Source organism: Streptomyces katrae (genome assembly GCF_000966975.1).
Lineage (GTDB): Bacteria > Actinomycetota > Actinomycetes > Streptomycetales > Streptomycetaceae > Streptomyces > Streptomyces katrae.
On record NZ_JZWV01000555.1, the window covers coordinates 1 to 13662 of the forward strand.

Annotated in this window: 12 protein-coding genes and 1 pseudogene; 7 read left to right on the forward strand and 6 right to left on the reverse strand. The window is 76.1% G+C overall.

The features are described 5' to 3' along the window. The first annotated feature begins 51 nt into the window (after positions 1 to 51). On the forward strand, positions 52 to 615 hold the full coding sequence (locus VR44_RS20110; protein ID WP_045948947.1) for a methylated-DNA--[protein]-cysteine S-methyltransferase: 564 nt from the start codon (positions 52 to 54) through the stop codon (positions 613 to 615). Positions 616 to 889: 274 nt separating this feature from the next. Next, positions 890 to 2079: pseudogene (locus tag VR44_RS20115) on the forward strand (MFS transporter). A 13-nt stretch (positions 2080 to 2092) separates the two neighbouring features. Here VR44_RS20115 and VR44_RS20120 read toward each other — a convergent pair. Beyond that, on the reverse strand, positions 2093 to 2467 hold the full coding sequence (locus VR44_RS20120; protein WP_045948938.1) for a cupin domain-containing protein: 375 nt from the start codon (positions 2465 to 2467) through the stop codon (positions 2093 to 2095). A gap of 160 nt (positions 2468 to 2627) precedes the next feature. Between VR44_RS20120 and VR44_RS20125 the strand changes: the two genes are divergently transcribed. Continuing rightward, complete coding sequence (locus VR44_RS20125; protein ID WP_045948939.1) at positions 2628 to 3560, forward strand: pseudouridine-5'-phosphate glycosidase; 933 nt, start codon at positions 2628 to 2630, stop codon at positions 3558 to 3560. 71 nt (positions 3561 to 3631) lie between these two features. Then, a complete protein-coding gene (locus VR44_RS20130) occupies positions 3632 to 4564 on the forward strand; it encodes a carbohydrate kinase family protein (protein WP_045948948.1) in 933 nt (310 codons plus the stop codon). 20 nt (positions 4565 to 4584) lie between these two features. Here VR44_RS20130 and VR44_RS20135 read toward each other — a convergent pair whose 3' ends face one another. After that, entirely contained in the window at positions 4585 to 5226 is a 642-nt protein-coding gene (locus VR44_RS20135) for a nucleoside/nucleotide kinase family protein (RefSeq protein WP_045948940.1), read from the reverse strand. Positions 5227 to 5318: 92 nt separating this feature from the next. On the opposite strand from VR44_RS20135, the gene VR44_RS20140 reads away from it, so the two are divergent. Beyond that, on the forward strand, positions 5319 to 6764 hold the full coding sequence (locus tag VR44_RS20140) for a WGR domain-containing protein (protein WP_045948941.1): 1446 nt from the start codon (positions 5319 to 5321) through the stop codon (positions 6762 to 6764). 95 nt (positions 6765 to 6859) lie between these two features. Here the strand turns inward: VR44_RS20140 and VR44_RS20145 are convergent, their stop codons facing one another. After that, a complete protein-coding gene (locus tag VR44_RS20145; protein ID WP_045948942.1) occupies positions 6860 to 7231 on the reverse strand; it encodes a cupin domain-containing protein in 372 nt (123 codons plus the stop codon). A 141-nt stretch (positions 7232 to 7372) separates the two neighbouring features. Between VR44_RS20145 and VR44_RS20150 the strand changes: the two genes are divergently transcribed. Then, a complete protein-coding gene (locus tag VR44_RS20150) occupies positions 7373 to 8032 on the forward strand; it encodes a DUF2293 domain-containing protein (protein ID WP_045948943.1) in 660 nt (219 codons plus the stop codon). On the opposite strand, the gene VR44_RS20155 is transcribed toward VR44_RS20150, so the two are convergent. Next, entirely contained in the window at positions 8025 to 8669 is a 645-nt protein-coding gene (locus VR44_RS20155; protein ID WP_342669370.1) for a chaplin, read from the reverse strand. The genes VR44_RS20150 and VR44_RS20155 overlap by 8 nt on opposite strands. A 164-nt stretch (positions 8670 to 8833) precedes the next feature. Between VR44_RS20155 and VR44_RS20160 the strand changes: the two genes are divergently transcribed. After that, positions 8834 to 9382: a hypothetical protein gene (locus VR44_RS20160; RefSeq protein WP_045948945.1), complete on the forward strand. Its 549-nt coding sequence runs from the start codon at positions 8834 to 8836 to the stop codon at positions 9380 to 9382. Here VR44_RS20160 and VR44_RS20165 read toward each other — a convergent pair. Both VR44_RS20165 and VR44_RS20170 read right to left on the reverse strand, forming a co-directional pair. Continuing rightward, positions 9363 to 10568 carry an SWIM zinc finger family protein gene (locus VR44_RS20165; RefSeq protein WP_045948946.1) on the reverse strand — a complete coding sequence of 402 codons (1206 nt, stop codon included), beginning with the start codon at positions 10566 to 10568 and terminating at the stop codon, positions 9363 to 9365. The genes VR44_RS20160 and VR44_RS20165 overlap by 20 nt on opposite strands. Further along, positions 10565 to 13480, reverse strand: a complete 2916-nt coding sequence (locus tag VR44_RS20170) for a DEAD/DEAH box helicase (protein WP_094191773.1) — start codon at positions 13478 to 13480, stop codon at positions 10565 to 10567. The genes VR44_RS20165 and VR44_RS20170 overlap by 4 nt, the downstream gene beginning before the upstream one ends. Between the last annotated feature and the right edge of the window lie 182 nt (positions 13481 to 13662).

Below are 13662 nucleotides of genomic sequence, written 5' to 3' on the forward strand. Positions count from 1 at the left end.
GTGCGGTACCGGCCGGGCGGGGCTGTCGGTGGGGCGCCGTACCGTGGAGGCGTGGAGAGCACCGAGCGGCCCCGCGGGCCGCACCTCGAATGGACCGTCCTCCCCAGCGAGATCGGTCCCCTGCTCCTGGCCGCGACCCCCGAGGGCCTGGTCCGGGTGGAGTTCCATGCCGGGCCGGACCGGGCCGGCCGGATGATCGGCGCGCTGGTCTCCCGGCTCGGCGCCGAAGCCTGGCGGCCGGAGCCGGGCCGGGAGGTGCTGCTGGCCGAGCCGATACGCCAGCTGAAGGCGTACTTCGCCGGTACCCTGCGCCGCTTCGACCTGCCGCTGGACTGGCGGCTCAGTTCCGGGTTCAACCGCCAGGTACTGCTGGAGCTCGACCGCTCGGTGCCCTACGGCTCGGTGGTCGGGTACGGGGAGCTGGCCGCCCGGGTCGGGCAGCCGGGGGCGGCCCAGGCCGTGGGCAACGCCATGGGTTCGAACCCGCTGCCGCTGGTGGTGGCCTGCCACCGCGTGGTGGAGAACGACGGCGGCATCGGGGGCTTCGGCGGCGGGGTGGAGACCAAGCGGACCCTGCTCGCCCTGGAGGGGGTCCTCCCCCAGCCGCTGTTCTAGGGCGTCCCTTCCGGGGGCCGACGGTCCGCCCTTACCCGGTTCCCCCCGGCCGTAAGGGGTGGGACACTGCCGCGGTGACTACTGCTGCCGCCTGCGGCCCCACCGCGTCCCGTCCCGCCCCGGACGTCCCGCCCGCGCGCCCGCGACGGGGGTGTCCGGCGTGACCGCCTCCCCCGAGACCCCGCCCGCAGCCTCCACCGACGCCCCCGCGGCCGCGGCGGGGGTGACCGCCGCCGAGCTGCCGCGCATCCAGCGCCGGATCTCCGCCGTGCTGATGGCCGGCCAGATGCTGGGCGGCCTGGGCGTGCCCATCAGCATCGCCCTGGCCCCCGTACTGGCCACGGAGATCAGCGGCACGGAGGCCCTGTCCGGGTTCGCGTCCACCGCCGCGGTGATCGGCACCGCCCTGGTCTCCCTGCCGCTCGCCGCCCTGACCACCGCGCGCGGGCGCCGGGCCGGGCTGCTGGCCGGGTACGCGATCGGCACGGCCGGGGCGGCCCTGGTCGTCCTCGCCGCCTCGGTGAAGAGCTTCCCGCTGCTCATGCTCGGCATGGCCGCCTTCGGCGCCGCCTCCTCCGCCAACCTCCAGGCCCGTTTCGCCGCCGCCGACCTCGCCGCCCCGGACCGGCGGGCCCGGGCGATCTCGGTGGTCGTCTGGGCCTCCACCATCGGCGCGGTGCTCGGCCCGAACCTCTCCGCCCCGGCCAGCGACAGCTTCGCCGGCACCTCCATACCCCAGACGGCGGGGCCCTTCGTGTGGGCGGCCGCCGTCTTCGTGCTCACCGGCACCCTGCTCGGCGTACTGCTGCGGCCGGACCCCCTGCTGACCGCCCGGGCGCTGGCCGGGCCCGGGGAGGAATCCCGTCAGGGCCGCTCGCTGCGCGCCGGTCTGGCCGCCGTCAAGGCCTCGCCCCGGGCCCGGCTCGCGCTGCTCACCGTCGCCGTGTCGCACACCACCATGTCTCGATCATGGTGATGACCCCGGTCGACCTCGGTCACCACGGCACCGGCCTCAAGCTGGTCGGGCTGGTGATCAGCGGGCACATCGCGGGCATGTTCGCCTTCTCGCCCGTCATGGGCTGGCTCGCCGACCGGCTCGGCCGGTTCTCCGTGATCGGCCTGGCGGCCGGGCTGCTCTCGGTCGCCGCCCTGCTCGCCGGCACGGCCGCCGGGAACCACGCGCAGAGCGCGGCCGGCCTCTTCCTGCTCGGCCTCGGCTGGTCCGCGGGCATGGTCTCCGGCTCGGCGCTGCTGACCGACTCGGTGCCGCAGCCCGCGCGGGCCGCCGTACAGGGCCTGAGCGACCTCACCATGAACGCGGCGGCGGGTCTGGGCGGCGCGGCCGCCGGCCTGGTGATGTCCCAGGCCGGCTACGGCTGGCTCAACGCCATCGGCGCCTCGTTGCTGCTGCCGATGGCCGGGCTGGCCCTGTTCACGGCCCGGCGGCACCCGGTGCCCGCCTGACGGCGGGGAGCCGTCAGAGGTTGATGTGGTAGGCCTTGCGCAGCGTCTCGTGGACCGTCCAGGTGGTCTTGTCCCCCTCGCGCAGCACGCAGGCGGAGCCGGGGCCCACCTCGAGCGTCGCGCCGCCCTCGACCTCGACGGTGGCGCGGCCGCTGACCACCACGAACAGCTCGTCGGCCTCGGTGTCGGTGACCACGCCGGGGGTGATCTGCCAGATGCCGCGGATCTGGGAACCGTCCGCGGACTCCCAGAGCACCTTGCCCGTCACCACCGGCGTGCCGGAGACGATCTGTGCGGGGTCGAGGTCCTCGGCCTCCAGTTCGCTGTCGGGGAGGTCCGCGACGGAGACGGCGAAGGAGGCGGGGGCGCTGTGGTCACTGGTGCTCATGGTGCGCCAGCCTAGGGCGGCCGCACCGGCCGCGGGGTGATCAGAGCGTCCAGCGCGGGCGCGGCGCACACGTCACTCCGTCGAGCCGCGGGGGGCGGCTTCACGCCGTCGTGGGGAGGGGCGCGTTTGGGGGCGCGCATCGCGTGCCATGGATGGGGACATGCCACAGCACGCAGCATCCGAGGTCCCGGTCCTGTCGGAAGAGGTGCGCGAGGCGCTCGCCGCGCGCAGGCCCGTCGTCGCCCTGGAGTCGACGATCCTCGCCCACGGCCTGCCCCGGCCCCGCAATCTGGCGGTGGGCCTGGAACTGGAGGAGCTCGTCAGGGCGGAGGGAGCGGTCCCGGCGACGGTCGCGGTGGTCGACGGGGTGGCGTACGCCGGGCTGGACAAGGCCCGCCTGGAGCGGATCGCGGCGGGCGAGGGGGTGCGCAAGCTCGGCCACCGCGACCTGGCCCCGGCCCTGGCGGCGGGGGCCACGGGCGCGACGACGGTCTCGGCCACGGCCTTCCTGGCCGCGCGGGCCGGCCTGCGGGTCTTCGCCACGGGCGGGCTGGGCGGCGTGCACCGGGAGTTCGCGCAGACGCAGGACGAGTCGGCCGACCTGTCGCTGCTGGCACGGACCCGGATCACGGTGGTGTGCGCCGGGGTGAAGTCGATCCTGGACGTACCCGCCACGCTCCAGCGGCTGGAGACGCTCGGCGTCGGGGTGGTGGGCTACCGGACGCGTACGTTCCCGGGGTTCTACCTGGCGGACTCGGGCGAGCCGGTCGACTGGACGGTGGAGCGGCCGCAGGAGGTGGCGGAGATGATGGCCGCCCAGGACGCCCTGGCCGGGCCGGAATCGGCCCTGGTGGTGGCCAACCCGGTGGCCGCCGCCGAACAGCTGGATCCCGGGCTCCACGACCGCGTCCTGGCGCAGGCCCTGGCCGAATGCCGGGAGCGCGGGATCACGGGGCAGGCGGTGACACCGTTCCTGCTGGGGTTCCTGGTACGGGCGACGGGCGGGGCCTCGCTGGAGGCGAACCTGGCGGCGGTACGGGGCAACGTACGGCTCGGGGCCCGGATCGCTGGGGCGTGGGCGGCCCGGGCGTGACCGGTACGGGGGCTGCGGCGGCGGAGGCTGGGGCGGTCGGGGCCGAGGCGCCGGGGACGGGGGTCAGGGCGCTGAGGTCCAGGGCACTGGAGGCGGGGCCGCCGGACGCCGGGGCCGGGACGCCGGGGGCGCTGGTGGTCGTCGGGGACGTGGTCACGGACGTGGTGGCGGTGCACCGGGAGCCGCTCGCCCCGGCCACCGACACCGCCGCCCGGATCCGCACCCTGCCCGGCGGAGCTGGCGCCAACGCGGCCTGTTGGGCGGCCCGTACGGGCACCGCCGAGGTACGGCTGCTGGCACGGGTGGGCTGCGAGTCGGCGCGCTGGCACGAGCGGGCGCTGGTCGACGCGGGGGTGCGGCCCCGGCTGGTGGTGGACCCGGCCGAGCCGACCGGGACGGTGGTGGCGCTGGTCGGGGCGGACGCGGAGCGGACGTTCCTGACCGACAGCGGGGCCTCCCTGCGGCTGTGCCCCGCCGACTGGGCGCCCGCCCTGCTGGACGGGGCCGCCCACCTCCACCTGTCCGGCTACCTGTTCTTCGCCGAGCCCAGCCGGGAGCTGGCCCTGGTGGCGCTGCGGGCCGCGCGCACGCGCGGGGTCCCGGTCAGCGTGGATCCCGCGTCGGCGGGGTTCCTGGCCGGGCTGGGTCCCGAGGCCTTCCTGTCGGCGGTGGCGGGGGTCTCCGTACTCCTCCCGAACGAGGACGAGGCCCGGCTGCTGGCCGGGGTCCGGGACACGGCCCGGGCGGCGGAGTCGCTCAGCCGGCGGTTTCCGCTGGTGGTGGTGACCCGGGGCACGGGCGGGGCGCTCGTCGCCGAGGGCGGCCGGATCACCGCCGAGGTCGAGGCGGAGCCGGCGGACGCGGTGGACACCACCGGCGCGGGTGACGCCTTCACCGGCGGCTTCCTGGCGGCCCGCCTCTCGGGCGCCGCCCCGGCGGCCTCGGCCCGCGCGGGCTGCCGCGCCGCGGCCCGTGCGATAACCCGCCTGGGCGGCCGCCCCTGACCCCCCTTCCGGTGAACCCCTTACCGGGCCCGGATCCCGGTCCAGGCGGGGTGGCGGGGGTCGTCCGCGCGGACGAGGGCGTCCGCCGTCGACGCCGGGTCCGTCTCCCGCGCGTAGCGGGCGAACGCCGGCAGGGTCCAGTGGTCGGAGGGGGGCGTGCGCCGGGCCAGGGCGCCCGCCGAGAGACTGATGTGCACGCTCAGGTCGAAGGGGAACCAGTGGCCCAGCAGCAGCGGGCCGTGCACGATCAGGACGCCGCCCGTCGGCAGCTGGGTGTACGGGCTGCGGGTGGCGCGGTCGGTCACCGGGTCCCACAGGTCCGGCAGGACGCGCCCGCTGCCGCCGGGGTCCGTCGGCGCGAAGACCTCCCGCCACAGCGCGCCCGTGTCGTACCAGCCGCCGAGGTAGGCGTCCACGTCCTCCCGTCCGAACTCGAACCGCAGCGACGCCGGGCGCAGGAACCCCCCGGCCGCCACCACCAGCGCGGAACGCCCGCGCTGTCGCAGGGCGTCGGCCAGTTCGCCCGCCAGGACCCCGGTGTCGGCGGCCGGCGCGCCGTCGATGCCCACGCGCCGCCAGGGGCCGCCCTCGGCGGACGGCGCGTCGAGGTGGCCGGCGAGCCGCTCGGCCATCCGCTGCCAGGTGATCGCTTCCAGCTTCACGAACCCATTGTCAGTGGTCGCCCTTAGCGTTTTTCACGAGGGATCACCGGTGAACAGGAGCCGGCGGCCCGACTCTTGGGGAGGGGTCTGTCATGGCTCGGGAGACGACGTACCTGGAGCTGTCGCAGGAGGACGGCGCGGCGCACAAGTTCTACGAGGTGACCCTCGACGGCCTCACCGTCTCCGTGCGCTACGGCCGCATCGGCGCGGCCGGGCAGCTGCAGAGCTCGTCGTTCCCGACGGCGGAGAAGGCCCGGGCGGCCGCGGCCAAGAAGATCGGCGAGAAGGTCCGCAAGGGGTACGCGCCGGCGGTGCGGGGGGCGCGTGCCGCGCGGGCGGTGACCCGCCGGCAGGTGACCTCGGCGCCGTCGACGGCCCGTGCGGTGGCGCCGGTGCTGTGGCGCTTCCGCACCGGCTCCGCGGCCTTCGGCATCCATGTGGACGAGGACCGCTGCTGGGTGGGCAACCAGGCGGGCGACGTCTACACGGTGAGCCACGGCGGCGAGGTGCTCGCCCGGTACTCGCTGCCGGACGGGGTGAAGTGCCTGGTCGCGGACGAGTTCTGGATCTATGCGGGCTGCGATGACGGCACGGTGTACGACCTGTCGTCCAAGGTGCCGTTCGGGGCGTACGGCATAGCCGCGGACGTGGACATCTACTGGCTCGACATCCACGAGGGCGTGCTCAACGTCTCGGACGCGAACGGCGGCCTGACGGTCATCGACCACGAGGACGAGCACCAGTGGTCGCGCAAGTCCGCAGGCGGCGGCGCCTGGATGGTCCGGGCGGACGAGCGGGCGGTGTACCACGGGCACAGCGGCGGGGTGACGGCCTACGCGGCGGACGGCACGGGCCAGTTGTGGCACACCAGGACGCCGGGCGGGGTGCTGTTCGGCTGGCAGGAGCAGGACGCGGTGTACGCGGGCACGGTGCGCAACACCGTGCAGCGCCTGTCGAAGGCGACGGGCGCGGTCGAGGCCTCGTACCCGTGCGACGCGGCGGTGTACTCGTGCGCGAGCTCTCCGGACGGGCGGCACGTGTTCGCCGGTGACTCCTCGTCCTCGGTGTACTGCTTCGACGCCGACGGGCGGCGGCTGTGGAAGCTGGGCACCGGCAGCGGGTCGGCGCTGTCGATGCAGTACCTGGACGAGCGGCTCTACCTGGTCACCACGGACGGCTCGCTGGTGTGCGTTGACGCGAGCGAGGCGGCGATCGCGGCGGCCCAGCGGGGTTCCGTGCCGACGGCGGTGGACGTGAAGTCGGCCGCGGCGCTTCCGGTGTTCACCCCCGCGGCCTCGGCCGCGGCGGTGGCGACGGTGTCGGTGGCGTCGGTGCCGTCGGGCGGTGTGGTGGTCGAGTGCGTCCAGGTGGGCGGGCGGGTGCGGGTGCAGGTGGTGTCGGACGGTTTCCAGCCCGGCTGGAACGTGCAGTTCCCGAGGGGGATACGGGAGGCCGGGGCCCGGTACGTGGTGGACGGTCTGCATGCGGCGGCCGGCGGCTTCTACCGGGTGCGGGGCGAGATACGCCGGCTGGTCTGACCGGGGGCCCGGGCCTGCCGGGACCGGGGGCCGCTGTGGCCCGTGCGGGTGGTGCCGTGGTGGACGGGGGTCTCCACGGCGGCGCTCGGGGCGGGTCAGGGCGTGTGGTCCGGGCAGCCGCAGGGGGTGGCGGCGAGCGGGGCGGGGGCGGGGACGGCCCAGGGGTCGTCGTCGGCGAGTGCGCAGGTGATGTGGAGGACGACGGGGGCGGCCCCGAGGTTGCGGCCGAGGTGGACGTGGTCGTGGCCCTCGGGTTCGACGAAGGTGGCCCCGGCGGGGTGGACCTCGACGGTGCCGTCGTCCAGGATCCGGGTGAGGGTCCCGGCGGTGACGACCGCCATGAGCGGTACGAGGTGGTAGTGCCAGCCCGTGCAGCCGCCGGGGGGTATGACGACCTCCCGGCCCGAGAGGCCCGCGGGGACCCTCGTTCCCGGGCGTCTCTCCGTCGTCGCCTGCCGTCCGCCCATGTGCTCTCCTCACGCCGGCTCACCGCGGCCCGTACCGGCTCACGCTAGGCAGAGCTCATGAGGTTCGGACAGATTTTCTGCATAGCCAATAACCCACCCCTGCAAGGTGATAGGGGCGCCGGTCGGCGGTATCACAACGGCATGAGTCTCGTCGTCTTCGAGTCACAGAAGCCGATCCACTGTGCCGAGTGCCGGCGCGGTCCCCTGCGGCACCTCGTCCGCGAGTCCGGGGTGCCGCGCTGCCTGGACTGCGCCGACCTCGGGCACCTGGTGTACCTGCCGCGCGGCAACGCGGCGCTCACCCGCAGGGCGCGGGAGGCCAGTTCGCTTTCGGCCGTCGTGGTGCGCCGGCACCGGGGGCGCCGGCGCTACGAGCGTCAGGGGCTGCTGGTCGAGGACGCGGCCCTGGCCCGCGCCGAGCGCGCCTGCCTCGCGGACGCCGACGCCCGGGCCCGGCGCCGGGAGCGCGACCGGCTGCGACGGGCCGCCGAGGACGTCCGGTTCACGGCCGCCTTCGCCGCCGAGATACTCCGGCTGTTCCCCGGCTGCCCGCCCGAGCGGGCGCGGGCGATCGCCTCGCACGCCTCGGTGCGCGGCAGCGGCCGTGTCGGCCGCACCGCGGCCGGCCGGGCCCTGGACGAGCAGGCGGTGTCGATGGCGGTCCGGGCGGCCGTGCGCCACACCGACACCGAGTACGACGCGCTGCTGATGGCGGGGGTCCACCGGTTCGAGGCCCGCGCCCGGCTGGCGGCGCGGATCGACGCGATCCTCGACGGCTGGCGTGCGGGGCCCGTCAGCTGACGCGGAAACGGCGGTACAGCAGCGCCCCGCCGAGGAGCAGCGCGCCGCTGCCGGGCAGCAGGTAGCCGAGCCCGTCGGAGCCGGTGTGGGCGAGGGCCGCCGGGCCGCCGGGCGGCAGGGACGGGGCCGGGGCCGCGGGCGGGGTGACGGGCCGCCGGCTGACCGGCGGCAGCTGGGGCGGCTGCCCGTCGGTGGGGGTCTCGGCGTTGACGGAGGTGTTCCCGTGGGAGGCGTTGCCGGCGCCGACGACGCTCACCGAGTTCCCGCTGACGTTCAGCGGGAGGTCGACGGGGAGCTGGATGCCGTTGCCGGACAGCACCCCCGGAGAATCCTTTCCGCCCCCTTCCGCTGCGGCCCCTCCCCCTTGGCCGGCCCCGGGTTTCGACGGATGGGAGGGCCTCGGACCGGGATTCCCGCCGTCCGGGGACGCGTTGCCGCAACGGTTGCCCGCGGCGGGGTTGAGCACGCCGGCCACGCTCACGGTGTTGCCGCACACGTTCACCGGGACGTGGACCGGCAGCTGCACCAGGTTCCCCGAGAGCAGCCCCGGCGAACGGTCGGCGCCGCCGTCCGCGTCGGCGTCGGCGTGGGCCAGGCCGCCCACTCCCGCCACCGCCAGTCCGCCACCCGCGAGCATCGCCGCGATCAAGCCATTCCGACGACTGTGACGCATCAGCATGTCCTGCCTTCCGGAGGGTTTCAGGGGCGTGGAGCCCGTACCGGAGACAACGCGGTGGACCCGTTCGGGTTATAGAGCCGGTAGGCATTTCACTCCATCGTGTACTGGGTAGTGCCTACTTCATGACTGAACGACCGCTGCTTCTGCTGGACGTGGACGGCCCGCTCAACCCCTTCCGGTCCCTCTCCGCGGGCCTGCGCGGCTACACCAGCCACCGCATGCGCCCGGACGTCTGGCTGTCCTACCGCGACCCGGAATCCCGCCGGGCCCGCCGCGGCGTGCGGGTGCGCCTGCACCCCTCGCACGGCGCCCGCCTGCTGGCCCTGCCTTTCGAGATCGCCTGGGCCACCGCCTGGACGCACCAGGCCAACACCCTGATCGCCCCGCACATCGGGCTGCCTGCGGATCTGCCCGTGGTCGACTGGCCGGAGCTCTTCGCCCGCGACCCGGACGGGCTCTCCTGGAAGACCCGCCACCTCCTCGACTGGGCGGCGGGGCGGCCGTTCGCCTGGGTCGACGACATGATCACCCCGCAGGACCGGGCCTGGGTCCGTGAGCACCACCCGGCCCCGGCCCTCCTGCTGCGCGTCCTGCCCCGCCACGGCCTGCGCGACCGGGACTTCGCCGCCCTGTCCTCCTGGGCGGCCGAACTCAGCCCCGCAGGGCGGTGACCGGGTCCGGGGAGGGCCGGCCCGTGGGCCACCAGTCGTCCGTCCCCGGACGGGACTCGTACGCGTACCAGAGGCCCTCGCGGCCCAGCCGGAGCTGGCGGGTGCGGTCCGTGAGCCGGTTGCGGCCGGGGCGGAAGGAGCCCAGGCCGGCGGCGAGCAGGAGGGGGCGGGCCCGGTCGAAGGGGCCGGCCGGCGGGTCCCACGGCTCGTCGAGGACGGTCAGGGCGGGCAGGCCGCCCTGCCGCCAGGCGGCGGCGGCCCGGGCCAGGTCGGTGGTGGTCCGCCCGGTGGCCCGCGCCAGGTCGCGGTAGAGGGCGCGGGCTGCGCCGGTGAGACCGGCCGTGGGATGTGCGGAGGCCAGCCGGACGGCGTCCTGCCACAGGCCCAGCCCGCCGATCGGGTCCTCGCCCGTGGTGAGCAGGGTCAGGGCGCGGGCCGCGGCGTCGCCGGCGAGCTGCTCCAGCGCCAGCGGGTCCGGGGCCGCCGGGTCGGACGGGTACGCGGGCGGCGCTCCCGCCACGGCGGGAGCGGCGAGCGGTGCGGGCAGCGGGGGCAGCACCGTGCGGGCCAGCGCGGCGCGGGCCGGGACGCCGGGGAAGTCCGCTGCGGCGTCGGGCTGTTCACGCGCGGCGTGGGCGGCGTTGCGCCGGGCCAGGTCCTCCAGGAGCTCCCGCTCGCCCCGGCCGCGCAGCAGCAGCAGGACGAACGGGTCGCTGTCCAGGAGTCGGGCGGCCCGGTAGCAGAGGGCCGCGGCGTGCTTGCAGGGCGGTCTGGCCGGGTCCGGGCAGGAGCAGCGCGCCCCGAGTTCACCCGGGCCGGGCAGGAGCCGCCCGGCGAGGGACTGCGGGACCTCCCGCTCCAGCAGTGCCGCCAGCGCGGCGGGATCCGCCGCCACCGCCTCCAGCACCTCGGTCCACTCGGCGTCGTCGAAGGCGGACAGGGCCAGCTCGGTGCGGTAGGGGCGGGCCCGGCTGCCCCGGACGTAGGCCACGATCCGGCCGGGGGTGACCGTCACCGCGTCGACGTGCCCCTCGCTGGCGTAGGCACGGCCGCGGGCGAGGCGGGCCGCGTCCGGTGCGCGTTCCTCCAGTGCGCGCACCCAGGCCCGGCCCCACCAGGTCACGGCCTCCAGCCCGGCGGGCACGGTCTCGAAGGTGCGGCGGCGGTCGTCCCGCGCGGTGATCATGCGGGCCTCCGCAGGGAGACGAGGTCGGCCAGCTCGCGGTCGGTGAGCTCGGTCAGCGCGGACTCGCCCGAGCCCAGGACGGCGTCGGCGAGGGCGCGTTTGGCTTCGAGGAGTTCGGCGATGCGGTCCTCGACGGTGCCTTCGGCGATGATCCGGTGGACCTGGACGGGCTGGGTCTGGCCGATGCGGTAGGCGCGGTCGGTGGCCTGTTCCTCGACCGCGGGGTTCCACCAGCGGTCGTAGTGGATGACGTGCCCGGCGCGGGTGAGGTTGAGGCCGGTCCCGGCGGCCTTGAGGGAGAGCAGGAAGACGGGCACGGCGCCGGACTGGAAGCGGTCGACCAGTTCCTCGCGGCGGGGCACGGGCGTGCCGCCGTGGAGGAGCTGGGTGGGGACGCCGCGGGCGGCGAGGTGACGTTCGAGGATGCGGGCCATGGTCACGTACTGGGTGAAGACCAGGACCGAGCCGCCCTCGGCCAGGATGGTGTCCAGCAGCTCGTCGAGCAGGGCGAGTTTGCCCGAGCGGTGCGGGATGCGCGGATCGGCCTCCCGCAGGTACTGCGCCGGGTGGTTGCAGATCTGCTTGAGCGAGGCCAGCAGCTTCATGATCATGCCGCGTCGCTCGATGCCCTCGCTCCCCTCGATCACGGCCATCGCCTCCTCCACCGCCGCCTGGTAGAGCGAGACCTGTTCCCGGGTCAGCGACACCGGATGGTCGGTCTCGGTCTTCGGGGGCAGCTCGGGCGCGATCCCGGGGTCGGACTTCCTGCGGCGCAGCAGGAACGGCCGTACCAGCGCCGCCAGCCGGGCGACGGCCGCCTCGTTGCCCCCGTCCTCCTCCTGCTGGTGCTCCACCGGGCGGGCGTGCCGGGCGCGGAAGGTGGTGAGCGGGCCCAGCAGCCCGGGCGTGGTCCAGTCGAGCAGCGCCCACAGCTCGGAGAGGTTGTTCTCCACCGGGGTGCCGGTCAGCGCCACCCGCGCCGGGGCCGGGATCGTGCGCAGCGCCTTCGCGGTCGCCGAATGCGGGTTCTTCACGTGCTGTGCCTCATCGGCGACGACCAGACCCCAGCCGTGGGCGGCCAGCCGGGCGGCCGAGGCCCGCATCGTCCCGTACGTGGTGAGGACGAAGCCGCCGGCGAGGGGGTCGAGGGTGCGGTCGCCGCCGTGGAAGCGGCGCACCGGCGTACCCGGGGCGAACTTCTCGATCTCCCGCTGCCAGTTCCCCAGCAGCGACGCCGGACACACCACCAGGGTCGGCTCCGGCCGGGCCCGGTGCAGGTGCAGCGCGATCAGCGTGACCGTCTTGCCCAGGCCCATGTCATCGGCCAGGCAGCCCCCGAGCCCCAGCGAGGTCATCAGGTCCAGCCAGGCCAGACCCCGCAGCTGGTAGTCCCGCAGGGTGGCCTTCAGCCCCGCCGGGGCCGCCATCGGCTCCCACTCGCCCGTCAGCCTGTCCCGCAGCGCCGCCAGCGCGCCCACCGGGACGGCCTCCACCGGCTCTCCGTCGACCTCGGCCGTCCCCGTCAGTACGGTGGCCAGCGCGTCCACCGGGTCCAGCAGCCCCAGCTCCCGCTTGCGCGCCTTGCGCACCAGCTCCGGATCGACCCGCACCCACTGGTCACGCAGCCGCACCACGGGCCGGTGGGCCTGGGCGAGGGCGTCCATCTCCGAGGGGGTGAGCCGGTCCCCGCCGAGCGCGAGCTCCCAGGAGAACGCGAACAGCCCGGCGGCGTCGAAGAACGCGGTGCCGTCGGTGGCGGAGCCGGGCGCGGCCTGCCGGACGACGGCGGTCGCGGTGAGGGTACGGGCCAGCTCGCGCGGCCAGTGCACCACGACGCCGGCCCCCTCCAGCCGGGTCGCGGCGGCCCCCAGCAGGTCTTCGAGCTCCGGGTCGGACAGGGCGAGGGCGTCGGGCACGGGCTGGTCGAGCAGGCGCAGCAGCGGCGGCCAGACCCGGCCGGCCCGGCGCAGCGCGAGCACGGCGTCGATCCGGGCGCGCGGCCCGAACCCGGCCGCGGCGGCCCCGGCCCACAGCAGCCCCGCGTCCGTCACCAGGGTCGGGTCGGCGAGGCTGTGCACCTGGACCACGGCGGCTCCGGCGCGGCGGACGTCCTCCGGCTCGGCCTCGTCGAAGAGCCGGAAGGCGGACAGGTCGAGCCGCAGGGAGATCCCCACCCCGGCGTCGGCGCCGGCTGCGACCTGCGCGGCCCACTCCTGTATCCCGGGCACGGGCTGCGGCTCCGCCGCGGCGAACGGCAGCCCGGCGGCGAACGGCGCGGCCGGGGTGCGGGGCAGGGTGTCGGCGACGGCGTCGAGGAACGCCCGGACCAGGGCCTGTGGTTCGGGCAGCGCCAGCGGGCGGCGCCCCGGGAGCGGGGTCGCGTAGCCCTCGTAGGGGAGGGCGGCGGCGACGGCACGCAGATGGCCGATGTCATCGGCGTCGAGCGGCCCGGCCCGCCAGGCGTCGACGCCCCCGGGGGTGAGCCCGGGCAGCAGACGGCCGCGGGCCGCGAGCACCAGGGCCTGCACGGCGGCGGTGCCCCAGGCACGGGTGGCGGGATGGGCGGCGGGGCTGCGGACGGCCCGGCTCAGCAGGGGCAGGGCCTCGGCCACGGACAGGGTCACGGCCGGCACGGTGCGGGTACGGACCCCGGAGCCGTGCGGCCTCACCACCTGGAGCGGGTGCGGGGTACCGGCGCCCTCGGGGAGCGGCTCCCCCTCGGGGTCCCAGAAGGCCACCCGCCCCTCGCGGGGCACGGCCGCGGGGACGAAGACCGCGGCTCGGCGGAGCAGTGGCTGCGGCTGCGTGGTCACGGGGGTCCCCCTCCCTGGTGTTCGGCTCCGCCCGGTCGTGGGAGGTCTGCTACCGCCGAGTCTAGGTGCGCCCACTGACAATGCCGCTGAGCTGCGCATACGTGGGGGCCCGGCCGGCGGCCGCCGGTACTGCCGCTCGAAGCGGGCCCCGGCCGCGGCTGCGCCTGCTGCGCGCAGCTGCTCCCCCACCCGCCCTTCCACCGTTCCCCGGGCTCCGCCCGGACCCTCCCGGGGCTCCGCCCCCAGACTCTCTCCCGGCTACCGCCGGGAGGTGCCCCCGG